Source organism: Mesorhizobium sp. M0029, from assembly GCF_040323735.1.
In the GTDB taxonomy this organism is placed as follows: Bacteria; Pseudomonadota; Alphaproteobacteria; order Rhizobiales; family Rhizobiaceae; genus Mesorhizobium.
Genome location: NZ_JAMYVF010000003.1, coordinates 159,924 through 183,598, shown reverse-complemented (window position 1 = coordinate 183,598; position 23,675 = coordinate 159,924). Strand labels below are relative to the sequence as shown.

At 63.8% G+C, this 23,675-nt stretch carries 23 protein-coding genes; 14 read left to right on the top strand and 9 right to left on the bottom strand.

What is annotated here, in order from left to right; translation table 11 throughout:
- Window positions 1-4: 4 nt before the first annotated feature.
- The 3 genes from NKJ76_RS06880 to NKJ76_RS06870 are packed head-to-tail and all read right to left on the bottom strand — an operon-like array spanning window position 5 to window position 3,446.
- Entirely contained in the window at window positions 5-1,297 is a 1,293-nt protein-coding gene (locus NKJ76_RS06880; protein ID WP_084567111.1) for an iron-containing alcohol dehydrogenase, read from the bottom strand.
- A 14-nt stretch (window positions 1,298-1,311) separates the two neighbouring features.
- Window positions 1,312-2,769, bottom strand: coding sequence for a xylulokinase (locus tag NKJ76_RS06875; RefSeq protein WP_023743085.1), 1,458 nt, complete (start codon window positions 2,767-2,769; stop codon window positions 1,312-1,314).
- Window positions 2,769-3,446 (bottom strand): beta/alpha barrel domain-containing protein, encoded by a 678-nt coding sequence (locus NKJ76_RS06870; protein WP_023672934.1) that lies wholly within the window; start codon window positions 3,444-3,446, stop codon window positions 2,769-2,771. Before NKJ76_RS06870 ends, NKJ76_RS06875 begins: the two co-directional genes overlap by 1 nt.
- 237 nt (window positions 3,447-3,683) lie before the next feature.
- On the opposite strand from NKJ76_RS06870, the gene NKJ76_RS06865 reads away from it, so the two are divergent.
- From NKJ76_RS06865 to NKJ76_RS06845, 5 genes are all read left to right on the top strand, one after another.
- Window positions 3,684-4,997: an ABC transporter substrate-binding protein gene (locus tag NKJ76_RS06865; protein WP_023746998.1), complete on the top strand. Its 1,314-nt coding sequence runs from the start codon at window positions 3,684-3,686 to the stop codon at window positions 4,995-4,997.
- A gap of 67 nt (window positions 4,998-5,064) precedes the next feature.
- Window positions 5,065-5,994 carry a carbohydrate ABC transporter permease gene (locus NKJ76_RS06860; protein WP_156932370.1) on the top strand — a complete coding sequence of 310 codons (930 nt, stop codon included), beginning with the start codon at window positions 5,065-5,067 and terminating at the stop codon, window positions 5,992-5,994.
- A gap of 10 nt (window positions 5,995-6,004) precedes the next feature.
- The gene (locus NKJ76_RS06855) at window positions 6,005-6,838 is read left to right on the top strand and encodes a carbohydrate ABC transporter permease (protein WP_023737493.1); all 834 of its coding nucleotides are present in this window, start codon (window positions 6,005-6,007) and stop codon (window positions 6,836-6,838) included.
- Between the two features lie 11 nt (window positions 6,839-6,849).
- On the top strand, window positions 6,850-7,905 hold the full coding sequence (locus tag NKJ76_RS06850; RefSeq protein WP_352459785.1) for an ABC transporter ATP-binding protein: 1,056 nt from the start codon (window positions 6,850-6,852) through the stop codon (window positions 7,903-7,905).
- A complete protein-coding gene (locus NKJ76_RS06845; RefSeq protein WP_352537064.1) occupies window positions 7,902-8,066 on the top strand; it encodes a hypothetical protein in 165 nt (54 codons plus the stop codon). Before NKJ76_RS06850 ends, NKJ76_RS06845 begins: the two co-directional genes overlap by 4 nt.
- Window positions 8,067-8,088: 22 nt before the next feature.
- On the opposite strand, the gene ggt is transcribed toward NKJ76_RS06845, so the two are convergent.
- From ggt to NKJ76_RS06820, 5 genes are read right to left on the bottom strand one after another with little or no spacing between them, the layout of a single operon-like run.
- Window positions 8,089-9,675, bottom strand: coding sequence for a gamma-glutamyltransferase (gene ggt, locus NKJ76_RS06840; RefSeq protein WP_352537063.1), 1,587 nt, complete (start codon window positions 9,673-9,675; stop codon window positions 8,089-8,091).
- Between the two features lie 40 nt (window positions 9,676-9,715).
- Window positions 9,716-11,017 carry an NAD(P)/FAD-dependent oxidoreductase gene (locus NKJ76_RS06835; protein WP_352537062.1) on the bottom strand — a complete coding sequence of 434 codons (1,302 nt, stop codon included), beginning with the start codon at window positions 11,015-11,017 and terminating at the stop codon, window positions 9,716-9,718.
- 2 nt (window positions 11,018-11,019) lie between these two features.
- Entirely contained in the window at window positions 11,020-12,402 is a 1,383-nt protein-coding gene (locus NKJ76_RS06830; protein ID WP_023698836.1) for a glutamine synthetase family protein, read from the bottom strand.
- A 6-nt stretch (window positions 12,403-12,408) separates the two neighbouring features.
- A complete protein-coding gene (locus NKJ76_RS06825) occupies window positions 12,409-13,692 on the bottom strand; it encodes a glycosyltransferase (protein WP_023698837.1) in 1,284 nt (427 codons plus the stop codon).
- A gap of 10 nt (window positions 13,693-13,702) precedes the next feature.
- A complete protein-coding gene (locus NKJ76_RS06820) occupies window positions 13,703-14,641 on the bottom strand; it encodes a GntR family transcriptional regulator (protein ID WP_023698838.1) in 939 nt (312 codons plus the stop codon).
- 235 nt (window positions 14,642-14,876) lie between these two features.
- Between NKJ76_RS06820 and NKJ76_RS06815 the strand changes: the two genes are divergently transcribed.
- From NKJ76_RS06815 to NKJ76_RS06775, 9 genes are all read left to right on the top strand, one after another.
- Complete coding sequence (locus NKJ76_RS06815) at window positions 14,877-15,941, top strand: polyamine ABC transporter substrate-binding protein (protein ID WP_023698839.1); 1,065 nt, start codon at window positions 14,877-14,879, stop codon at window positions 15,939-15,941.
- A gap of 94 nt (window positions 15,942-16,035) precedes the next feature.
- Window positions 16,036-16,878 carry an ABC transporter permease gene (locus NKJ76_RS06810; protein ID WP_023704266.1) on the top strand — a complete coding sequence of 281 codons (843 nt, stop codon included), beginning with the start codon at window positions 16,036-16,038 and terminating at the stop codon, window positions 16,876-16,878.
- Window positions 16,879-17,064: 186 nt separating this feature from the next.
- Window positions 17,065-17,856, top strand: a complete 792-nt coding sequence (locus tag NKJ76_RS06805; protein ID WP_352537061.1) for an ABC transporter permease — start codon at window positions 17,065-17,067, stop codon at window positions 17,854-17,856.
- A complete protein-coding gene (locus tag NKJ76_RS06800) occupies window positions 17,853-18,926 on the top strand; it encodes an ABC transporter ATP-binding protein (RefSeq protein ID WP_352537060.1) in 1,074 nt (357 codons plus the stop codon). Before NKJ76_RS06805 ends, NKJ76_RS06800 begins: the two co-directional genes overlap by 4 nt.
- Before the next feature lie 9 nt (window positions 18,927-18,935).
- Window positions 18,936-20,210, top strand: coding sequence for a glycosyltransferase (locus tag NKJ76_RS06795; protein WP_023712265.1), 1,275 nt, complete (start codon window positions 18,936-18,938; stop codon window positions 20,208-20,210).
- A complete protein-coding gene (locus NKJ76_RS06790; protein WP_352537059.1) occupies window positions 20,207-20,557 on the top strand; it encodes a cupin domain-containing protein in 351 nt (116 codons plus the stop codon). Before NKJ76_RS06795 ends, NKJ76_RS06790 begins: the two co-directional genes overlap by 4 nt.
- Before the next feature lie 21 nt (window positions 20,558-20,578).
- The gene (locus NKJ76_RS06785; RefSeq protein ID WP_023672950.1) at window positions 20,579-20,920 is read left to right on the top strand and encodes a cupin domain-containing protein; all 342 of its coding nucleotides are present in this window, start codon (window positions 20,579-20,581) and stop codon (window positions 20,918-20,920) included.
- Window positions 20,921-20,943: 23 nt separating this feature from the next.
- Window positions 20,944-21,288, top strand: a complete 345-nt coding sequence (locus NKJ76_RS06780) for a cupin domain-containing protein (protein ID WP_023672951.1) — start codon at window positions 20,944-20,946, stop codon at window positions 21,286-21,288.
- Window positions 21,289-21,308: 20 nt separating this feature from the next.
- Complete coding sequence (locus NKJ76_RS06775; protein ID WP_352537058.1) at window positions 21,309-22,817, top strand: aldehyde dehydrogenase family protein; 1,509 nt, start codon at window positions 21,309-21,311, stop codon at window positions 22,815-22,817.
- 55 nt (window positions 22,818-22,872) lie between these two features.
- On the opposite strand, the gene NKJ76_RS06770 is transcribed toward NKJ76_RS06775, so the two are convergent.
- Window positions 22,873-23,421, bottom strand: coding sequence for an invasion associated locus B family protein (locus NKJ76_RS06770; protein WP_031196023.1), 549 nt, complete (start codon window positions 23,419-23,421; stop codon window positions 22,873-22,875).
- Window positions 23,422-23,675: the final 254 nt, after the last annotated feature.

The window sequence follows — 23,675 nt, the reverse complement described above, 5'->3', positions numbered from 1 at the left end:
CCGCTCAGGCTCCCGCCGCAACCGTTTCGAGCGAGGCAGCAGCGACGTCGAGCATGGTGAACCTGTCGCGGATCAGCCGCGCATTGGCGACCGCCTCGTCGTAGAAGCCAGCCGGTATGGCGACCTCTTGCGGCGTGGTCGGGGCGCCGGCGGCACGCAGTGCTGCCGCGATCTCGCGCGCCGGGCGTGCCACCCGCAGCAGCCTTTCGCGATGCGAGCGCCACTGCCTGGCCAGCATGGTGTTGACAGCGTCCGCCCGTTCGCGGTCCAGCAGCTTGGGCTTGAATGCCGCCCAGCAGGAACGTCCGAGCGTTTCGCCGAAGATTTCGATGAAGCGGTCTGGCGTATCGGCGGACGGCGCGAGCTGCAGCTCCCGCAGCGCCAGCACGCGTTCCTGTAGCCGCGCCATCGTCAACGTCGTCACCGCTATGTGCTCGCCGTGATGCGCCTCGGGCAATCCCTGGCCCCGCATGTCGATATAGTGGGCGATGAGATGTTCGCCCTGACTGGCCGGATAGGAGCCGCCGCACAAAGTCATGCCAAGGCCCGACATGACCAGCGTGCGCACCAGCACTTCCGTCGCCTCAAGGTCGCCGGTCCCGAGTTCGCCGGCTTTGGCGATAAGCGCCTCCTCGTCCTCGGCCAGAAGCATGAACGGCGCCTCCCGGTAGGGCGTGCCGAGCAACAGATGCGCCATCAGCCAATCGGTCTGCGCGGTCGGCCGCGCCATCGAATCGCCGAAGCCGGCAGCGATCAGCCGGTGCGGCGCTCGCGCCATGACATCGAGATCGAGGAAGACACCGACCGGCAGGCTCGCCGTCAGCGATTTCTTCAGGCCGTCCTCTGTGATTGCCGCAGACACCGAGGTGTAGCCGTTCATCGACGGCGCGGTGCCGAACACCGCATAGGGCTTTTGGGTCAGGTGGGCGGCATATTTGGTGATGTCATTGATCGAGCCCGATCCGACCGCGACCAGACCGCTGGCGTCTTTCGTGCGGGCGATCACCGATCGCACGGTGTCCATGTCGGGATGCGGATGGCGCGGCAGGATGATCTTGTCGACATCACTGGAGCCGCGCAGCGCAATCGACACTCTCTCGCCGAGAGCCAGCCTTGTGTCGGGATCCATGACAACGGCGAGCCTGCGGCCGAGCGGCAGCGGCTTGACCAGCGCATCGGCTTCATCGCCGAGACCGCGCCCTATGACGATGGTCTTCAGCGGCACCGACAGCATTCCCTGGCTATCCGGGTCAGGCAGCGTGCCGGCAATAAGGCGATCGAGCATTTGTCTGGACATAGGATGCAGTCCGGTCAGTCAGCATGAAGCGGGGTCAGGGCATCGAACAAGGTGCGATACCGGCGGTAACTTCTGTCGTAGGCGGCCTTGGCGGAAGGATCAGGGTCGATCGTCTCGATGTGGCCGGCCAGCCTTTCAGCCGCCTGCTGCACTGAGGAGGTAAGGCCGATGGCTGCGGCGGCAAGGATTGCCGCACCGATCGGCGAGGCATCGGCCGCACCCGCGATCTCGACCGGCCTGCCGCTGACATCGGCACGGATTTGCGCCCATACCCGGCTGCGCGCGCCACCGCCTGAGAGCCGGATGCGATCCGTCGCGATATCGAGATCGTCCAGCCGGTCGACCACGTCGCGCATGGCAAAGGCACAGCCCTCCAGCACGGCACGGGCACAAGCGGCTTTGCCGTGGAAGGATGTCAGGCCGTAGAAAGCGGCACGCGCTTCGGCGATCCAGCGCGGCGCCATGGCACCGGACAACGCGGGCAAGAACAGCAAATCGTCGCTGCCGGCAACCACCGTCGCCGCCAGTTCCGACATCGCCGCCGGCGAATCGACGCCGAAGGTTGTTAGAAACCACGTCACCGCGCCGCCCGAGAGCCATCCGGGATTGGAGATGAAATAGCCGTCGCCGAGAAAGCCATGGGTCTCGACCAGGCCGCCGGGGTCGAGGCGAAGCGTGCCGGACACCGCGCCGACCACTTCGGCCGTGCCGAGATTGCAGGCGACGACACCGGGCACGACAACCCCGGCGCCTATGGCGGCCGAAAAATCATCGCCGGTGCCGACCGCCAGCGGCGTGCCCACAGGCAGACCGGTGAGCTCGGCGCCGGCGTGCGTCAAGGCGCCGGCGATCTCAGATGCATCGTCGATGCCGGGCAATTTATCTGCATCGATGTCGAAGGCCGCCAGCAGATCGCCGGCATAGTTGTGCTCCTTCAGCCCATAGAGCATGGTCGTCGAGGCCAGCGCGTGATCGATGACGGCACGACCGCACAGCGCCGCGACCACGAACGATACCGGTTGATGCCAGAGCGCCACCCGGCGCGCTTCGGGCAGGTTGCGCGCGGCCCAGCGGATTTTCGCCGCCATATGAGTGGCGTCCAGAACGAGACCGGTGCGCTCACGGATGAAGTCCGGATCGATGCCGGCGATCTCTCCTGCCGCCCGCCGGTCCATCCAGATGATGCACGGAGCCAGCGCCTCACCATTGCCATCGACCGCGACGCAGCCGTCGAGCTGGCCGGCAATGGCAATACCCTTGATGTCGGACGGTGCAAGCCCAGCCTTGTCGAGCGCGCCGGCAATGGCCGGCTTGAGCGCCGCCAGCCACAGCGCCGGGTTCTGTTCGGCCCAGCCGGGCGCCGGGAAGGCCGGCTGGTACAACACAGCGGCCTCGCCACGCAGCCGCAATTCGTCATCGACAACGATCGCCTTTAGGCTTTGTGTGCCGAGATCGATGCCGATGACTGGCATTAGACACGCTCGCAATCCGCGAGGACATCCCGCAGTTGCGAGAGGATAGAACCTTTCGTCGGCGAATAGGAGCCATCGAAAACCGCTGTGCCAATGGTAAAAGCGTTGGCGCCGGCCAGCTTGATTGCCTTGATGCGATCGGCTGATGCCACAGCGCCGGCGACGATCAGATGCCGCGACGGACCAAGCCCGCGCCGGGCTGCGCGCACCAGTTCGGCCGGGTCGGCCTCGGTGGCGCGATAGGCGAGGATGTCGCATCCCGCACAACCCTTCTCGGCGAAGGCGCGGCAGTCGGCCTCGACATCCTCAGCCGAACCGCCGAGCTTGGTCGGATGGCCGACCGGCCGCCCGGGAAAAGGGTAGTATTCGGTGCCGCTCCCCTCCAGCAACGCCATGATCTCGTCGACCTGGGTACCACCGAGCAGGCGCTGGATGCCGAGATCCCTGGCGATGCGCGCGGAATTAAGGCAGGCCTCAGCCGTCGTCGAGACAACTTCCATGTAAGTGGTGGCGCCTGTCCGGCCAATGGCGACAGCGAGCTTGCGCAGCACATCCGGCGCGACGCCAATATCCTTGAAGCCGACATGCTTCAGGCCGACCGGCTCAATCAAATCGACCAGGTCGAGACAGTCCTCGACCGTGCGATCGTTGCGCGTCAGCATGAAGATGAAGTCCATCCGAAAGGTCCCTCGCCTGGTCGGGAAAGCCGGTTTGCTGCCGGTCTGTTAACACCTCCCAACCATTTGTTGCAAGGTGCCACATTTTGATTTGCAGTACCACACATTTTATGACAAAACGGGCGCCGGCCCGCCAGGCACGACTTCTAGGGAGAGGGAAGAATGCTCAAGCCGCTGAGACGTACCGCGTCCAGACTGCTCGTCGCAGTCGTATTTGTGTGGCCCCTGACGTGGCAAGTGACACAAGCGGCCGCGTGGGATCTGAAAGAGGCGTCGAAACGCTATAGCGGCCAGACCATCCGCATGGTCGGCGAGGCGCTGCCGCCGCTCGAAGCGCTGAAGAAGATGGCGCCGGAGTTTGAAAAACAGACCGGCATCCATGTCGAAGTCGAGATGTACGAGCACTCGGAAGCCGTCAACAAGGTGCAGCTCGATCTCAACTCGCACCGCGGCCGCTACGACGTCATCATCCAGCCGCATCGCGAACTCGGCAAGTTCGCCACCAACAACCATCTGGTCGAAATCGCCAAGATGATGGCCGACCCGGCTTTGCGCGATCCGAGCTTCGAGCCGGAGAAGCAGCTCTACCAGACCGCCTGGCACGAAATCTCCTGGTATGACGGCAAGGAGTACGGCTTCCCCTTCACAGTGCTCAACATGTTCATGTGGTATCGCTCGGACCTGCTCGCCGATCCCAAGGAGCAGGCAGGCTTCAAGGCCAAGTATGGCTACGACCTCGCTCCCGCCAAGGACTGGAAGCAATACCGCGATATCGCCGAATGGTTCTATCGCCCCGACCAGGGTTTTTACGGCACCGCCCTGCAGGGCAAGCGCCATGAGGCACTGTGGTATGAGTGGCTCAATTTCCTTTATTCCTTCGGCGGCGACGTGCTCGACGTGAAGAGCGGCTCGGCCTGCGGCCCGGTCATCGTCAACAGCCCCAAGGCCGTCGCCTCGCTCGAATATTACAAGAGCCTGCTGCAATTCTCGCCGCCGGACAGCCTCAACTATTTCTGGGATGATGTCATGGCGCTGATGCAGCAAGCCAAGGTCGCCGAGCTGATCATGTGGAACGACGCAACCTATGCCGTGTCGGTCGACACCACGGCCTCCACCGTGGTCGGCAAGGTTGGCTTCGATCTCGTGCCGCAAGGCGACGGCGGGAAGATCGGCCAGGTCGAGGGCTGGACCTATCTGATCCCGGTCTATTCGAAGAACCAGCAGGCCGCCTTCCTCTTCGTCCAGTGGATGATGGGCTATGACCGCCAGCTCGAACAGCATCTCAATGGCGGCGCTTCAGGTCGGCCGGATGTCTATGCCTCCGCCGAGGTGCAGAAGCTGCCCTATGCCAAGGCTTCGATGGAGGCCAACGAGCATGCGGTGCCGAAGGCGACGCTGCCGCAATCGGCCGAGATGACCGACATACTAGTGCGCGAACTGTCATCCTACCTCGCCGGCGAAAAGGAGGCGCAGGCCGCCCTTGACACCGCCGCCACTGACATCTCGACACTGCTCGGTTCTTGCGCACCCATGACCTATCCGGCACGATAGGCCTTGAGATGTCGCGCAGAGGCTACCCGCACAAGCGGGTAGCCGTTCTTGTCCGCAGGAAACGCCCGTGACGAACCGCACTCCATCGCCGCGCGGAATGCCGCTTCTCGACCGTGGGGTGGGGCCGCTCTTGATGCTGCCGGCGACCCTGCTCGTCGTCGTCTTCCTGGTCGGCCCGTTCTACTACATGGTCTACACCGCGCTGACCGACCTCAGCTTCGCCGACGCCAGCCATGCCGGCGCCTTCGTCGGTTTCGACAATTTCCGCAAGCTGATGCGCAACGACCCATTCTTCTGGGCATCGTTCCTGTTGACGCTGAAATTCGTCGTCATCGCCGTCGGCCTTGAGTTCCTGCTCGGCTTTGCGCTGGCCTTCCTGATCTTCCGCTTCGTCGCCAGCCAGCGGCTTCTCACCACACTGCTGCTCATCCCGATGATGATCGCGCCGGTCGCCGTCGGGCTGATCTGGCGGCTGCTGTTGCAGGGCGATTTCGGCATGCTCACCTTCTACATGCGCAAGGTCGGTCTGCTGGCGCAGAATTCGGCGGTGCTTTCGGCACCCGACCTGGTGTTTCCGACCATCGTCGCCATCGATGTCTGGCAGTGGACGCCTTTCGTCACCCTGATCATGCTCGCCGGCATGATGAGCCTGCCGCGCGCGCCGTTCGAGGCGGCAATGATGGATGGCGCCAAACCGTTCCAGATTTTCCGAGACGTCATGCTGCCGCTGCTGCGGCCGGTCATCGCGCTCGTGCTGCTGCTGCGCGGCATCGACGCCTTCAAGGAGTTCGACAAGGTTTTCCTGATGACCGGCGGCGGTCCGGGAACGCTGACCGAGCTGGTCTCGATCTACGCCTACCGCGTCAATTTCCGTAACTGGGACCTCGGCTACGGCGCCGCGGTCGCCTTCATGATCTACCTCGTCGTGCTGATCCTGTGCTCGGTCTTCTACAAGGCCGTCTACTGGTCGAGCCGCAAGCAGGCGGCGGCGTTTTGAGGGCGCGGCGATGATCGATCAATCCACCAACCGCGCCTGGAAAAGCTTTGCCTGGGCGGTGTTGCTCGTCGCCGTCGTGGTGTCGCTGACGCCTTATGTCTGGATGGTGCTGGCGTCGTTCAAGAACCGCGTCGATCTTCTGTCTTCTGTGCCGAAATGGATTTTTTCGCCGACGCTTGCCAACTATCCCGCCGTCTTCATCGACAAGGGATACTGGCCGCTGGCGATCAATTCGGTGCTGATCTCGGTGTCGTCGACCATACTCTGCATCGTCATCGGCGCGCCAGCGGCCTATGGCTTTGCCCGCTCGGATTTTCCCGGCAAGGAAGACCTGTTCTTCTTCTTCCTGACCACGCGCATGGCGCCGCCGATCTCAATCGCCGTCCCGCTGTTCCTGTTCTTCACCTCGCTGGGCCTGATCGACACCATCTACGCCGTTGTGATCGCCCACACCTCCTTCAACCTGTCGCTCGTCGTCTGGATGATGCGCGGCTTCTTCGCCGAAATCCCCAGGGAGATCGACGAGGCCGCGATGATGGACGGCCGCTCGCGGCTCGGCGCATTCTTTTTCGTCGTCGCGCCGCTGGCCGCGCCCGGCATCGGCGCAACGGCCGTGCTCTGCTTCATCCTGTCGTGGAACGAGTTCCTCTATGCCTTCATCCTCGTCGCTTTCGACGGGCGGCCGCTGACCGTCGGCATACCGGGGCTGGTGACGCCGCATGGCACGCTCTGGGGACAGGTCGCGGCAGTCGCGATCGTGGCAACGCTGCCGATCGTGCTTTTCACGTTCCTTGTCCAGAAACAGCTCGTCCGCGGCCTCACCTTCGGCGCGGTCAAGGGTTGAAGGGATCTTGTATGGCAATTGTTTTCGACGGCGTCACCAAGGCCTTCCCGGACGGGACGGTGGCGCTGCAGGCGCTCGATCTTGCTTTCGAGCCCGGCGAATTCCTGGTTCTGCTCGGCCCGTCCGGTTCCGGCAAGACGACAGCCTGCCGGCTGCTCGCCGGGCTGGAGCGGCCGACCGCCGGGCGCATCATGGTCGAGGGCCTCAATGTCACCGACCTGCCGCCGCGCCTGCGCGGCATGGGCATGGTGTTCCAGAACTATGCGCTCTACAGCCATAAGAGCGTCTACGAGAACATCGCCTATCCCTTGCGCATCCGAAAGATGCCGGCCGCCGAGCTTGACCGCTGCGTCCGCGCCATGGCCGAGCTGCTCGAAATCACCCGTTACCTCGACCGCCGCCCTTCGCAATTGTCGGGCGGCCAAGCGCAGCGCGTGGCTGTGGCCCGCGCACTCGTCTGGCAGCCGAGCCTCTGTCTGATGGACGAGCCGCTGTCCAATCTCGACGCCTTGTTGCGGCTCCACATGCGCACCGAGCTGAAGCGTCTGCATCGCGAGCTGAAAAAGACCTTCGTCTTCGTCACCCACGACCAGGAAGAGGCGATGACGCTGGCGACCAGGGTCGCGGTGTTGCGCGAAGGCGCACTGATCCAGTACGACGACCCGCGCGAGATCTATCGGCGGCCTGCCAATCGCTTCATCGCCGAATTCATCGGCCGTCCAGCGATGAACACGTTCGATGGCGATGTCCGCGCCGGCGTCTTCCACGCCAGCGGTTTCACTTGCCCGCTTCCGGGAAAGCCTGATGGTCCCATCGTGCTCGGCATTCGCCCGGAACAGATCCAGCTTGTCGACGCGACTGCCGGCGACGCCATCCTGTTTGCCGTCGACGTCGTCGAACCGGTCGAGCCGGACGTGCTGATCTTCGCCAATAGCGAGGCCAACGCGCTGATCGTCAGGACTGTGAATGACGATCGCGCTTTCGATCCCGGCCAGCCGCTTTATCTACGCTTTCCGCCGGCAGCGCTGCACACATTCGATGCTGTGTCGGGAGCGCGGCTGCCGTGAGCACGCTGCTCGCTTTGGTGCCGCTGGCCGCCGCAGCCTTGGTCTGGTGGCTGTTCTACAGCTTCAACGGGTCGCGGCGCTGGTTCTCGACAGGCGAACTCATCTTCTGGGACGCCATTGCACTGGTAATCCTGCAGCTTGTCTGGCTGATCTGGTTCTGAATGCGCATTCCAGCAAAGCAGATCAGTAGCCCAGCGCACAACCGTCCTTGCGCGGATCGGAGGCACCGGTGAGCGTGCCCTTTTCCCAATCGATCAGCACCAACTGGCCGCCGCCATGCGGCTCCTCGGCGATCGAAACCTGATGGCCGCGCTGACGCAGGCCGGCGATCGCCTCAGCCGGAATCCCGCGCTCGGCCAGCACGGCATTGTCCTTGTAGAACACCCGTGGCGCATCCAGTGCCTGCTGCGGGTCCATCCCGAAATCGATCATGTTGGTCAGCAGATGGACATGGCCGAACGGCTGGTAGCCGCCGCCCATCACCCCGAACGGCATCACCACCTTACCCCCTCGCGTCGCCATGCCAGGCATGATGGTGTGCATCGGTCGCTTTCGCGGCGCGATACGATTTGGATGGCCTTCCGTGAGGCGAAAACTGCTGCCGCGATTCTGCAGCACGACGCCTGTCTTGGGACCTACGACGCCGCTGCCGAAGGAACCGAAGGTCGAGTTGATGAAGCTGACTGCATTGCGGTCGCGGTCGACCACGGAGATATAGACGGTGTCGCTGCGCGGCAGCTCAAGCTGCGGCAGATGCGTCATGGCGAGGGCCGGATCGATGGCGGCGCGCAGCCGCTCCGCATAGGCTGCCGACAGCAGTTGTTCGACGGGGACCTGGACGAAATCCTGGTCGCCGATGAAAGTATCGCGGTCCTGGTAGGCAAGCCGGCCGGCTTCGATCTCGAGATGCAGCCGCTCGGCGCTGTTCGGCTCCAATGACCCGAGCGCAACGCCGGAAAGCACGTTCAGCATGATCAACGCCGTCACGCCCTGATTGTTTGGCGGCATCTGACGGATGTCGTAGCCGCGATAGGACGTGTTCACCGCCTTGACGTAGTCGCCCTTGGTTGCAGCGAAATCGTCCAGCGCATGCAGCCCGCCCAGCGCGCCGAGACGCGCCACCAGATCGCCGGCGACCTCGCCCTCATAGAAGCCGGCGCGACCTTGCTTCGAGATTATGCGCAAGGTTTCCGCGAGTTCCGGCTGCCGATGCACATCACCGGCCTGTGGTGCCCGGCCGTTCGGCAGGAAGATCCGCGCCGCATGTTCGTCGGCGGCGAGCAGGGCGACCTCGTCAGCCCAATCGAAGGCGACGCGATCATGAACGACATAGCCTTGTTCGGCATAGCGAATGGCCGGAGCCAGCGCGGCGTCGATGCCCTTCCTGCCGTGATCTTCAAGCAGCCGGCACCACGCGTCGATGGCGCCCGGAACGGTGACGGCATGCGGTCCGGTTCCAGGCAGTTCGCCATGGCCCCGCTCCAGAAACCAATCGGCATTTGCAGCAGCAGGCGATCGCCCCGAGCCGTTGAAGGCCAGCACCTCGCCCTCGCCTTTGGGGCTGTAGAGCACAAAACAGTCGCCGCCGACGCCGGTCGATTGCGGCTCGACGACGCCTTGCACCGCCGCAGCGCACACAGCGGCATCCATGGCATTGCCGCCGGCGCGCAGCATGTCGATGGCGGCCAGCGTCGCCAGCGGATGCGATGTCGCCGCCATCGCTTCTGTCGCGCGAACTGGCGAGCGTCCGGGGAACTGAAAATCACGCATGCAATCGCCTCCAATGATTTCGCGCCCGCCGGCCGCAGCCTCAATGCTTGATGCGGTCGCGCATGGCGTACCACAACATCCCCAGCACATAGAGCGGGGCCCGCAGCGCCGTACCGCCCGGGAACGGCATCGGCGTCAGCGTCGAGAACAGGTCCAGCCGCGAGGCGTCGCCCGTAATCGCTTCGGCCAAGAGCTTGCCCGACAGCGTTGACAGGATGACGCCCTTGCCGGAATAGCCATGCGCGAAATAGACCTCGCCATAGTGCCCGACATGCGGCAGCCGCGACGTGGTCACCGACACCAGGCCGCCCCAGGCATGATCGATGCGGCAGCCCTTCAGTTGCGGGAAGGTGGCCTCCATGTGCGGCCGCACGAAGCCGGCGATGTCGGCCGGCGGCGATGGCGTGTAGCGCTCGCCGCCGCCGAACAGCAGCCGACCGTCCGCCGACATGCGGTAGTAGTTGACGACGAAGCGTGTATCGGACACCGCCACATTGGCCGGGATCACATTGCGCTTGCCCTCCAGCGGCTCGGTGGCGACGATATAGTTGCCGACCGGCATGATGCGGCTGTTGACGCGCGGCTCCAGCCCATGCAGCAGCGCGTCGCCGGCCAGCACGACATGTTTGGCCCTTACCGACCCCTTCGCCGTCGAGACCCGGATCGAAGGCGCGCGCTCCAGCTTTACCGCGACGGAATTTTCATGGATGACGACACCGGCCGCCACGGCGGCACGGGCAAGGCCGAGCGTGTAGTTCAGCGGATGCATATGGCCGCCAAGCGGCTCATACATGGCGCCATGATAGGGCGTGTCCACCTTGCCGCGTGCCTGCGCCGCCGACAGGATCTCGACGTCGTGGAACTTCATCACGCTCTCGAGGCATTTGGCCTCGTCTTCGAGATCCCTGAGGTCGGAGCCATTAACGGCACCGACGAGATGGCCGGTCAGCCGCAGATCGCAGTCGATGGTGTGGCGCTCGATGATGTCGAGCACCAGGCCCCGCGCCTCGAAGGCGAGGTCGAACAGCGCCTTCGCCCGCTCGGGGCCGTAGAGCTTGACCAGCCCCTTGGCGCCTTTGCGCAGGCCGGGGATCATCTGGCCGCCATTGCGGCCCGACGCGCCCCAGCCGATCTTGCCGCCTTCGAGCAGCACCACCTTCAGGCCGCGCTCGGCGGCATGAAGGGCGGCCGACAGGCCGGTGCAGCCGCCGCCGACCACCACCAGATCGGCGCCGACATCTCCCACCAGCGCCGGATGGTCCGGCGCCGGATTGGCGGTGGCGACATAGTAGGATTTGCCGATATCGAGGCCCGAATTGAAACCCGTTGAGCCGGAGGCCATGATCACACCTTCAGCAGCAAATGGTCGCGTTCCCAACTCGTCACCACGCTTTGGAACAGGTCGAGTTCGACGCTCTTGACGCGCAGATAGGTCTGGAAAAAATCCTCGCCGAGCAATGCCCGCACCGGCTCGCAAGCAATGAAACGATCAAGCGCCTCCTCCATCGTTTTCGGCAGCGTGCTTTTGATCTTGTAGGCATTGCCCGAGGCCTCAGCCGAGCGCGCCAGCTTCTGCTCGACGCCGAGATAGCCGGCAAGCAGCGAACCGGCGATCGCCAGATAGGGATTGCAATCCGCTCCCGGCAAGCGGTTCTCTACCCGCCGGGCGGCGCGGCCACCTGCCGGCACGCGCAGGCCGCAAGAGCGGTTGTCATGCGACCATTCGATGTTGGCCGGTGCGCTGTGGTTCGGCCGGATGCGGCGGAACGAGTTCACGTTGGGTGCGAACAGCGGCATGATCTCGGGCACATATCTCTGCAGGCCGCCGATGAAATGGCCGAACATTTCGGTGTCTGCATCATCTCTGTCGGCAAACAGCGCGGCGCCTGTCGTTTCATCGACGACAGACATGTGCAGATGCATCGAGCTTCCCGCCTGCGCCGCGATCGGCTTGGCCATGAAGGTCGCGTGCATGCCGCTCTGTTGCGCCGCTTGGCGAGTCAGCCGCTTGAACAGCAGCACCTGGTCGGCGAGCGGCACCGCGTCGCCGTGCAAGAGATTGATCTCCAGCTGCGCGGTGCCGGACTCATGGATCAGCGTGTCGAGCGGCAGGCCGGCGGCTGCGGCATAATCATAGACGCGCCTTATCACCGGCTCGAATTCTTCCAGCGCCACCATGTCATAGGGATGCTGCGAGCCCTCGGCGCGGCCATTGGCGCCAACCGGTGCCGTCAGCGGCTGGTCGGGATTCGGATTGGGCGCGGTCAGATAGAATTCGATTTCCGGCGCCACCACCGCGCGCCAACCGCGCTTCCGGTAGAGATCGAGCACGGCGCGCAGCACATGTCGTGGCGAGGCCATCCAGGGCTTGCCTTGCATGTGGAAGGCGTCGGCGAAGACATAGGCTTTGCCGACGCCACCGCCCGGCGCCAGGCACAGCGTCGACATATCAGGCACCATGCGCATATCCGGGTCTTGATAGGCAAAGCCTTCGTCGATGGAACCGGAGTAGCGGCCATCGATGCTGACCAGGAAAGCGCTGCTCGGCAGGTAGAGTGCGCGGTCTTCCAGCGCCTTGAGGAATTTCACCGTCGGCAGCGCCTTGCCGCGCAGCACGCCATTCATGTCGGGCACCAGGCACTCGACCTCCGTGATGCCGTGCTGGGCGAGCCAGGCCTTGGGATCGTTGCCGGTGAAGAGAGCGGTGTTGGTATTTTTGTCCTGCATTTTGGTTCACGTACCTATGAGAGAGAGTATGGCTTGCGCGGCCACATCCGTTCCAGGGGTCAGCGCCATCTTGGCAGCATTGTCCCTGAGGCGGGCGCGCATCGCATCGTCGGCCAGCAGGCCGAGAATGGCTCTCTCCAATCCCCCTTCCGTCCAGGCGTCGCGGCCGATATGGTCGCCGACACCTGTCTCTCCCGCGCGTTGCGCATTGTCGTGACCGTCCCAGCAATAGGGCATGATCAGCGACGGCACGCCGAAGCGCAGCGCCTCGCAAAAGCTGTTGTTGCCGCCATGGTGGATGAACAGGTCCGACTTCGCCACCACCGAAGGCTGCGGAAACCAGGCGTCGAGATAGACATTGTCCGGCACCGCGCGATAGGCGTCGCGCAGGCCGCCGGCATTGACGATGAAGCGCGCCGGCAGCCTGTCGAAGACGGCGAGCATGCGCTCGATCAGCCCGACATCCATCGCGCCGAGGCTGCCGAAGCTGACATAGACCAGCGGGCCGCCATTGCGCGGAAACACCGGCACCTCGAATGGCCCTTCCGAACGCACGCAGCCTTCGAGATAGACAAAGCGTTTGGGGTCGAGCGGCTCGGCCCGCTCACGCCGTACGATCGCTGGCGTCAGCAGCAGATTGAGGTCGGGTGATGTCTCGAGGAACAGGCCCTTGGGCAACGGCGCCAGGCCGGCATCCGCACGAAAACGGTTGAAGCGCTCATGCGCGGGTGCGGAGGCCGCGAGATAGCGCGCTTCGAACGCCGCACGTTGCGGGTCGTCGGCACCCATCCCCGAGAGATAGGGCGGCACCTCGGCATCCGGCAGTTCCGTCTCGGCACAGGAGACGACGCGCACCCACGGGCAGCCGGCGGCGGCGATCGCCGGGAACATGATGACGTTGTCGAGCACCACCGCGTCCGGCTTCAGCCGCGCCAGCAATTGGCGCAGCGGCGCCTCGGCGTTGACGGCGGTGTCGACGATCGCTTGCCAGGTCGGCGCGACATAGGTCTCGAGCTGGTCGATCGGGCTCAGCCGGAAATGCGGCAGGTGCCGGCGCACGAAGGCCTGCCAATAGCTCTGGCGGTCGCTGTCGCTCAGCGGCTCATCCGTCGGCAGATGGTATTCCTGGAAGCCATAGTCGGTAAAGACGCCGGAGAAGCCGGCATGGCAGATGAAGACGGGGCGAGCGCCCCGTGCGCGCAATGCCTGTGCGATACCGACGCAATTCAACGCGGCGCCGAAACTGGCTTCGGGAAACAGCGCGATGGTCGGGCTGGCTTTACGCGTCAATTATTCCTCTTCAATCCGGCCGGCTGATCATGCTGAACAGTGCGGGAGCTCCGCGGCTGGCTGCTTGCGGTCGCTGGCTGCGGGAGAGCCGCAGGTGGATGCGAAGCAGATCGGCAGCCACCTCATACTGCCGGCTTTCAAGATAGTCGAGTATGCCCGAGTGTTCGCGCAACGATTGCCGCAGCCGAAACACGTTGACGCCGGAATAGATGCCCGGCAGCCGGCGCAGGCGGAGATGATCGGCCAATGCATCCGACACAAAACGGTTGGCGCAGCCCTCGGCGATCATGCCATGAAAATCCATGTCCAGCCGCTGGAACTCGCGCGTGTCGAATGTCTCGTCCGGCAGCGCTGCAAGCGCTTCCATGCCTTGCCGCAACATTGCTGCCCGCGCCCCGTCCAGCCGAAAGCCTGGCGTCAGGATGGCCGCCGGCTCCAGCACCAGGCGGAACTCGTAGCTTTCGCCTTGCGCCTCCGGATCGTCCGGCGCGCGGCGAAACAACCAGGATTGCCCAGGCGCACGATCCAGAAGATTCTCGTCGGTCAGTTTGTTAAGTGCTTTTAGTACCGTCTTGCGATCAGCGTCGTAGCGTCGCATCAGCCCCGCGATGGTCACCGTCTGGTCCAACCGTCGCGCCGAGCGGTCGCGCAGGATGGCTTCGGCGAGCTCGTCTTCCTCCGCACTGGGTAGTTCGGCGGCAATGGCGGGCTGGGCGGCGAGGTCGACCGTCAGATGATAACCGCTGTCGGCCTCCCAGCGCACCACGCCCCGTTCCGCGAGCAGGCCGAGTGCGGCGCGTACGGGCGTGCGCGAGACATTGCACAGCGAGGCGATCTGCTGTTCGGGCAGGCGGGCGCCAGGCTCGAAGCCACGCTGCCGCGCCACATCCAGGATGCGCTGCGCCAGATCGAGATGGTTGGTGCGAGGTCGTCTGGCTACGGCTTGCATGACTTTTCTCGAATGCGAATGTGGCGCATTGGTCTGGCTGATCTCCTGAACAGGGACAATCGGCCAAATTCCTCCGTCGGTTGACAGATTATGGATTGACGTACTTTTTTCTGCAATAGTACTGTCGGCACAATCGGCGAGAAAAGACCGAGGGAACAGGATCGAGTCAGGCGCGCGCGTCGCCGGCCTTGGTCCGGCAAATGATTTCGACGATCAAACCGAATGGGAGACTGCCATGACCGCTACCAGCCTGCGGCGCCGTGCGCTCAATACATCCTCAATCGCTCTCGGTCTCGCCCTGACGCTCTCGGGGCCGGCCGCCGCAGCCGACCTCGTTATTTCGAACTGGGATGGGTACATGGCACCCGACGCCATGGCCGCTTTCAAGACCGCCACCGGCGTTGCCGGCGAAGTGGTGGTGCACGCCACCAATGAAGAGATCATGGGCAAGCTGATTGCCGCCGGCGGCAAGGGCTATGACGTGGTCTTCGTCTCCTCGCCCTTCGCCGAAGTATTAAACAAGCTTGGCCTGACCGAGCCGATCGACCATGCCAAGATCCCCAACCTCGCCAACCTCTATCCCGAAGCGACCAAGCTGCCGCACGATGCCGGCAACGCTTTCTCCGTGCCTTACACCTGGGGCACGACGGGCCTCTGCTACCGCTCTGACCTTGTCAAGACGGCGCCCACGAGCTGGAGCGACCTGCTCGCCCCTTCCGACGAGATGAAGGGCAAGACCACCATGCTGGCGACCGATCGCTGGCTGCTGGCCGCCGGGCAGCTCGACAAGGGCTATTCGGTCAACGAGACCGACCCGGCCAAGATGGCCGAGGTCAAGGACCTCCTGATCTCCGCCAAGAAGACCCTGCTCGCCTATGACGACACCACCTTCTATTCCAAGCTGGTTTCCGGCGAGGCGCTGATGGTGCAGGCCTGGGACGGCTGGTGCAATTACGGCATCGCCGACAAGCCGGAGATCAAATACGTCATCCCTAAAGAAGGTTCGGACCTGTGGGTCGACACGATGGTGGTGATGAAGGCGTCCGAGCACAAGGACGACGCCTTCAAGTTCATCAACTTCATGCTCGACGCCAAGAACCACGCCTGGGCGGCGCAGAACATCGACTACAAGGTGCCGAACAAGCCGGCGATGGAAAGCCTGCCGGCCGACTTCCTGGCCAAATTCCCCAACATGGCGATGCCGGTGGCCGATCTCGTCAAGTTCGAGCAGTTGCGTGACGTCGGCGAAGCCCAGCGCGACTATTCCAAGATCGTCAGCGAGATCAAGGCCGCGCAGTAAGCGGCGCAGACTTCACGGCCGGCAGCACTTCTGCCGCCGGCCCTGAGCGGTACCCGAGAAATTGTCCCAGACCCGACTTCGTTCCTCTCTGCTGATGGCCCCGGCGCTGGTCTGGCTGACCGCGCTGATGGTTATCCCATGCGCCCTGGTGCTGGCGCTCGCCTTCTTCCGGCGCGGCGTCTATGGCGGCATCGACTACACCTTCACGCTGGGGAATTTCGGGCTGGTCTTCGACCCGCTCTATGCCGGCATCTTCCTCAACTCAGCACGTATCGCCGGTACCGCGACGCTCATCGCAGTCGTGATCGGCTATGCCGCGGCCTATGCAATTGCCGCCGCACCGCGCCGGTGGCAGCCAATTTTCCTGTTCTTCGCCGTGCTGCCGTTCTGGTCCAACTATCTGATCCGCACCTATGCCTGGATCGTGCTGCTGAACCGCGAAGGGCTGATCACCCAGCTCTTGCGCTGGTTCGGCTACACCGGCGAACCGCCCTCGATGCTCTATACCGAAGGCTCGGTCATCGCAGGCCTCGTCTACAACTATCTGCCCTTCGTCATCCTCGCCTGCTACGCGCCGCTGTCGCGCCTCAACCCGGAACTGACCGAGGCATCGCGCGATCTCGGCGCCTCCGCTGCCACCACCTTCCGACGTGTCATCCTGCCGCTGACCGTGCCCGGCATCGCTGCGGGTGCTGTCTTCGTCTTCGTGCTGTCGATCGGCAATTTTGTCACCCCGGCGCTGCTCGGTGGCGGCCACTTCCAGATGATCGGCAACCTCGTCTACGACCAGTTCCTGACTGCCAATGACTGGCCGTTCGGCGCAGCGCTCGCCATGGCGCTGATCGCCATCATGCTTCTGGTGCTGATGGCGCAGGCGCTCGCCGCCGACCGCGCCGCGGGGCGTGCGGCTGAGGCAAGGGGCGACGTCGATGGCTGAGCGCTGCGCAATTCTTGCCTTCTCCCCGTTCACGGGGAGAAGGTGCCCCAAAGGGGCGGATGAGGGGCGGCGTCAACCTTTGCGACGCTCAGCGCTGCCCCTCATCTGCCTGCCGGTATCTTCTCCCCGTGAACGGGGAGAAGGACTCTGGTCGTTCGCTTGCCTTCCAATTGCCGGAGGCCGGCGATGACCCATTCCTTCACCCGTACGCTCGGCATGCGGACGATTCTCACCCTCGTCTTCGCCTTCCTCTACATCCCGATCGCCGTGCTGGTGGCGCTGTCCTTCAACGAAGGCGGATTGCCGACGGCATGGTCGGGCTTCTCGCTGAAATGGTACATTTCGCTAACTTCGAACAGCGCCATCCTGTCTGCAGCGCTCAACACGCTGATCGTGGCGCTGGTCTCGACCGCAATCGCCACATTGCTCGGCACGCTGCTGGCGATCGGCGTCGAGATGCGCCGGCAATATGGCAAAGGCCTCGAAGCCCTGATCTTCGCGCCGATGATCATCCCCGACATCGTGCTGGCGATTGCGCTTCTCTCGTTCTTTTCGATGCTCAACCTCACCATGGGCCTGCACACCATCATCCTCGCCCATGTCGTCTTCAACCTCGCTTTCGTCTGCTCGGTGGTGCGCGCAAGGCTGAAGAGTTTCGACTGGTCGATCGTCGAGGCCTCCGCCGACCTCGGCGCCTCGGCTCTGACCACCTTCCGGCGTGTGACATTGCCGGTCATCGCGCCGGCAGTGATTGCCGGCGCTCTGCTTGCCTTCACGCTCTCGGTCGACGAGTTCATCATCGCCTTCTTCACCGCCGGTGCCGGCCGCGCCTCGACGACGCTGCCGATGCAGATCTACGCCATGATCCGCTTCGGCATCACGCCGGAGATCAACGCGCTGGCGACCATCGTCATGGCGGTATCGATCACCGCGCTGACCCTGTCGCAGCGGATCAACCGTGGGATCATCGGCCAATGAGCGAACCGCGCACGCTGCTGGCCATTGATAACGTGTCGAAGACGTTCGGCCGGGTCACCGCCGTCGACGGCATCTCGCTCGATATCCGCGAGAACGAGTTCTTCGCGCTGCTCGGTCCTTCCGGCTGCGGCAAGACCACGCTGCTGCGCATGCTGGCGGGCTTCGAGACACCTACGGGCGGCCGCATCCTGCTCGACGGCAAGGACATCGCCCGGACCCCGCCCAACAAGCGGCCGGTCAATCTGATGTTCCAGTCCTACGCGCTGTTCCCGCACATGAGCGTGCGCGCCAATGTCTCCTACGGGCTGGAGATGGAGCGCTTGCCGAAAGCCGAAATCCGTTCCCGCGTCGACGCCATTCTGGCCACCACCGAGCTTGTCCCCTGCGCCGACCGTAAGCCTGAGCAATTGTCGGGCGGCCAGAAGCAGCGCGTTGCGCTTGCCCGCGCCCTGGTCAAGCGGCCGCGGCTGCTGCTGCTCGACGAACCGCTGGGCGCGCTGGACAAGAAACTGCGCGGCGCCATGCAGTTGGAGCTGAAGCGCCTGCAGCACGAAGTCGGCATCACGTTCGTCATTGTCACCCACGACCAGGAAGAGTCACTCGTCATGGCCGACCGCATGGCGGTGCTGAAGGACGGCAGACTGCTGCAATGCGACACACCGCACGCGATCTACGAGCATCCCGCCGACCGTTTCGTCGCCGACTTCATCGGCGTGATGAATTTCGTACCGGGCAAGGTGTCTGCGGATGGCGTGATCGCCGCGAACGGCGCGCGCATTGCCGGCAAGGTTCCCGCCGCGCTTTCACCCGGCGCTTCCGCCGTGGCCTCGGTGCGACCCGAACGCATCCGGCTGTTCCCGTCACCCGAGACCGCCAACCGCACCGCCGGCATGGTCGAGGCGCTGGCCTATCACGGGCTGGACCTGCAGTTGCATATCCGCACGCCTCTGTCGCCAAAACCATTTCTGGTGCGCGTCACCGCCGATGCCGCCGACCGCCGGCCGGTCTCGTCGGGCGATCAGGTCGAACTCGGCTGGGACGCCGCCGATGTCAGAATTTTTCAGGAATAGGAGAGCTTGATGGCGCAGAAGACGATCGCGTTTTTTCCCGAAGCGGCCTACGGCCCGGCGCTCAATTCGGTCGGCATCGCGCAAGCGGTCGAGGCGCGCGGCCATAAGGCAGTGTTCCTGTCCGACCCCGGCTTTGTCGATGTCTACAAGGGTTACGGCTTCGAAGCGCATCCGGTGAACCTGTCGGAGCCGATGCCACCCGAGCAGATGGCGAAATTCTGGGAAGACTTCATCAACGGCCACATCCCGAACTTCCGCAAATCGCCCTACGATCAGGTCGACAATTACGTGAAGGATTGCTGGACCGCGATCGTCGACAGCGCCAAATGGGCGCAGAAGGATTTGCCGCGAGTCCTGGCCGCCATCAAGCCTGATGTCATTTGCGTCGACAATGTCATCCTGTTTCCGGCCATCAAACAGTTCGGCAAGCCTTGGGTGCGCGTCATCTCCTGCTCGGAAAACGAGATCGAGGATGAGGACATCCCGCCGCATCTCTCCGGTTGCGGCGAGAACGACCATGTGGGCCACCAGCGCTATCGCGATCATTTCAATGCGGTGATCAAGCCCATCCACGACGACTTCAACGCCTTCCTCACCGCAAACAATGAAGCGCCATACCCGGTCGGTCAGTTCTTCGAGACCTCGCCCTATCTCAATCTGCTGCTCTATCCCGAAGCGGCAAAGTTCAAACGCCGCCATCCGCTTGATACGACGAAATTCCAGTATCTCGAAGGCTGCGTGCGGCAGGAAAAGCCATACGCCGTGCCGACCTTCGCCGAGAACAATGACGGGCCGCTGCTCTATGTCTCCTTCGGCAGCCTCGGCGCCGGCGATGTCGATTTGTTGAAGCGCATAATCGCAACACTGGGCAAGACCTGTTACCGCGCGCTGGTCAATGTCGGCGGCTACAAGGACCTGTACACGGATGTGCCGGACAACGTCGTCGTCGAGAGCTGGTTTCCGCAGCCTTCAGTCATCCCGCAGGTCGATGCCGTAATCCACCATGGCGGCAACAACTCGTTCACAGAGTGCCTCTATTTCGGCAAGCCGGCCATCATCATGCCCTATGTCTGGGACGGCCACGACAACGCCACCCGCGTCCAGGAAACCGGCCACGGCTTCGGCATGCCGCGCTATGACTGGAGCGACGCCCAGCTGATCAGCAGGATCGAAGCCTGCCTGACTGACCCCAAGATGAAGATCAGGCTGGCGAAGACCTCGGCGCAGATGCAGGCCCAGAACGGGCCTGAGAAGGCAGCCGGGCTGCTGGAGGCGCTGCTGTGACCTCCTCCGCCCCGCATCTCTACCAAGCCTCCACCCGCACCGACCTCGTCGACTGGGGCGCCCAGTCCGACGCGCTGGACGGCGCGTCGCACTCGACCGGCAGGCTTGTCCACAAAGGACCCAACAACCAGCCGGAATCCGGCATCTGGATGTGCACGCCCGGCCGCTGGCGGCTCTCGATTCCGCGCGACGAATTGTGCCATTTCGTCGCCGGCCGCGCGACGTACCGGTCGGATGCCGGGGAGGTGGTAGAAGTCGCAGCCGGGACCGTGGTCATGTTCCCTGCCGGCTGGACAGGCGAATGCACCGTGCATGAGACCATGCGCAACGTCTACATGCTGGCTTGAACAGCAACGGAGCTTCCCAATATGCCGACACCGCACTGGCCAAAGGCCTCGACCGTGAAACTGGAGGACTGGGGCGGGGGCAGCAACACGCTTGCCGGCTCGCCGCGCGCCTCGGGCAGGATCCTCTCGCAGAACCCGGACGGCTCAAGCGAATGCGGCCTGTGGTCGTGCACGCCAGGCAGCCGCAAGGTTACCTTTGCCGCCGACGAGTTCTGCCATTTCCTGTCGGGCCGCGGGACCTATGTCCGCGAGAATGGCGAAGAGATCCCGGTCGAGGCCGGCATGCTGGTGTTCTTCCCCGCCGGCTGGGCCGGCACCTCCACCATCACGCAAACACTGACCAAGGCCTTCATGTGCCGCTGAGCACTTTTTTAAAGGAAATCGCCATGACCACGCCCATCATGCAATCCCCGCTTGCCATCACCGACCTCGTCGACTGGGGCGTCATCCCGACCATGATCGAGGGCGTGTCCCACACCTCGGGCAAGCTGCTCTACAAGGGGCCGGAGGGCCGTTCGGAATGCGGCCTGTGGGTCTGCACCCCCGGCAAATGGCACTGCCATGTCACCCGCGACGAGTTCTGCCACTTCCTCGAGGGCCGCTGCACCTATGTGCACGAATCGGGCGAGGTCATCCAGATCGAGCCGGACACGGCGGCGTTCTTTCCTCAGAATTGGAAAGGCGTCTGCACCGTCCATGAGACCATCAAGAAGGTCTACATGATCCGCTGAGCGGACCTGAAAGGACGACCATGCAATTCTCCGCTGAACGGCCGGCTTTCTTCGTCAATCCGGACTACCGGCCGATGACCGGCACGGCAAAACCGGTGATCGATCCGGCGACGCTGGAGACCGTCGGCTCGATCTCCGCCGCAACGGACGGTGAGGTCGATGCGGTGCTGTGTGCCGCAACCACGGCACAAGCCGCCTGGAAGCAGCTCGATGCCAAGAGCCGGGCAAAGCATCTGCATGCGGTCGCCAACGCCATCGAGGCGGCGGACTTCACGCGCTGCGCCGAGCTGATGGTGCGCGAGATGGGCAAGCCCTATCCCGAAGCGATCGGCGAGATCGCCAATTGCGCGCCGATCTTCCGCTACTATGCCGAGATGGCGCGCGACGACGCCGGCAAGATCGCCGGTACGACGCAGGCCGGGTCGTTCCAGTATGCGCGGTACGAGCCGTATGGCGTCTCCGTGCACATCATGCCTTACAACTTCCCGATCCTGCTGATGTGCTGGACCGTCGCGGCCTCGCTTGCCGCCGGCAACGGCTGCGTCATCAAGCCGGCCGAAGCGACGACGCTGTCGACGCTGGACTACATGACGGTGTTCCGTTCACTGCCGGAAGGGCTGGTCGCCTGCCTGCCTGGCACGGCCGCCACCGCGCAGGCGCTGATCGCCTCCGAGCGCACCCACGCTGTCGCCTTCACCGGCTCGGTCGCCGCCGGCAAAGCCGTGGCAGTCGCCTGCGCCGAGCGCATGAAGCCTTGCGTCATCGAAGCCGGCGGCAGCGATCCGCTGATCATCAGCGAGCACGCGCCGCTCGACGTGGCGGCAGCCGGCAGCGTCACCGCCGCCTTCCACCTGACCGGCCAGGTCTGCACCTCGGCCGAACGCTTCTTTGTCGTCGACTCGGTTCACGATCGCTTCGTCGAGCTGTTCGCCGAGAATACGCGGGCGCTGCGCATCGGCAATGGCATGGACAAGACCGAGATCGGCCCGCTGGTCAGCGAAGCCGCCCGGGCGAAAGTGATGCGGCTGGTCGATGATGCTATCAGCAACGGCGCTATAGCCGTTGCCGGCGGGCGCATTCCGCCGGCGCACAACACTGGCTGGTTCTACGAGCCAACGATCCTGACCGGCGTCACCCCCGATATGGCGATCGTGCGCGAAGAGTGTTTCGGACCGGTCGCCGCGATCTGCCGCGTCAAGGATTTCGACGAGGCGATCCGGCTTGCCAATGACAGCCCGTTCGGCCTCGGCGCCTCGGTGTTCACCACCGACCTCGCTGAGGCGCATGAGGCGGCCGAGCGGCTCGAGGCCGGCATGGTCTGGGTCAACAACCCGCTGATCGACAATGACGCCTTGCCCTTCGGCGGCTGGAAGGCATCAGGCCTTGGCCGCGAGCTGGGACGCCAGGGACTCGACGCCTTCCGACGCTCCAAGATGGTCATCATCGACCACAGACCGGCGATCCAGGACTGGTGGTATCCTTACCCCGACAGCTGGTTCCGCGAGACAGGCGGCCGCAAGCACGTGTGAGCCCGGCCAGTCCATAACGTAAGCTGATGCTTACGCATCTGCCGAGATAGGCCGGCTATTTCAACGCTTGAAGCTTGTCGATCGCGGCAGTGAATCCGGCAAGCGAGACCGGAATGGTCACCGGCTTGCGCGTCACCGACTCCATGCCGATGTTCAGGTTGGTTCCCGATTTCATCGCCTTGACGAGGTCCGCCGACAAAGGGGTCGCGGCATAGGCGCCGTTCTGGTCGCTGGTCTGGATGGCGATGGTCGTCTTCTGCCCCTGGTCGATCTGGTACGAGGCGCCGGAAGGCAGGAACAGCCCGTGCGGCAAGGCCAGCAGCATGGCGAGGTTGCCATTGCCGTTGTCGCGGCGAACCGTAACGGTAAGAACGCGCTGCCCCGTCTTGGCCTCGGTAAGGTTTTGGGAGACCTGGCATTGAAGCTCGATGCCGGCCGATCCGCTGGCGCAGTTTAGCGCCCACGGATTGCCTTCTGCAGGCTTGGTCTCGGCAGATGTGGTTGACTTCGGCTCTTCGGCAAGCGCCGACCCTGCCGTCACGACCAGCCATAGCGCGCCGACCCAGGCGGCCCGGCCACAAACGGTTCTCAGCAATGAAGCCACCCGATCCTCGTCGTGTCAGGGTTTCGCCGAGCGCGTTGATACAACAGCCGAGCCTGGCGGGGAAGCCAATACGGTACATGAGCTCGGGCTAAATTACTGTTGCTGACTTGTCACAATAAACAACTTTGAAATCTTGTACGTGTTAAGCAAACAATCATGCTCGCTATACACTGGGATTCGGATAGTATTAGCGACGGAGCGTGTACTCGTCGGGGTTCGCAAGGGATGGAGACGACCGAGAAAACTCGGCAGAT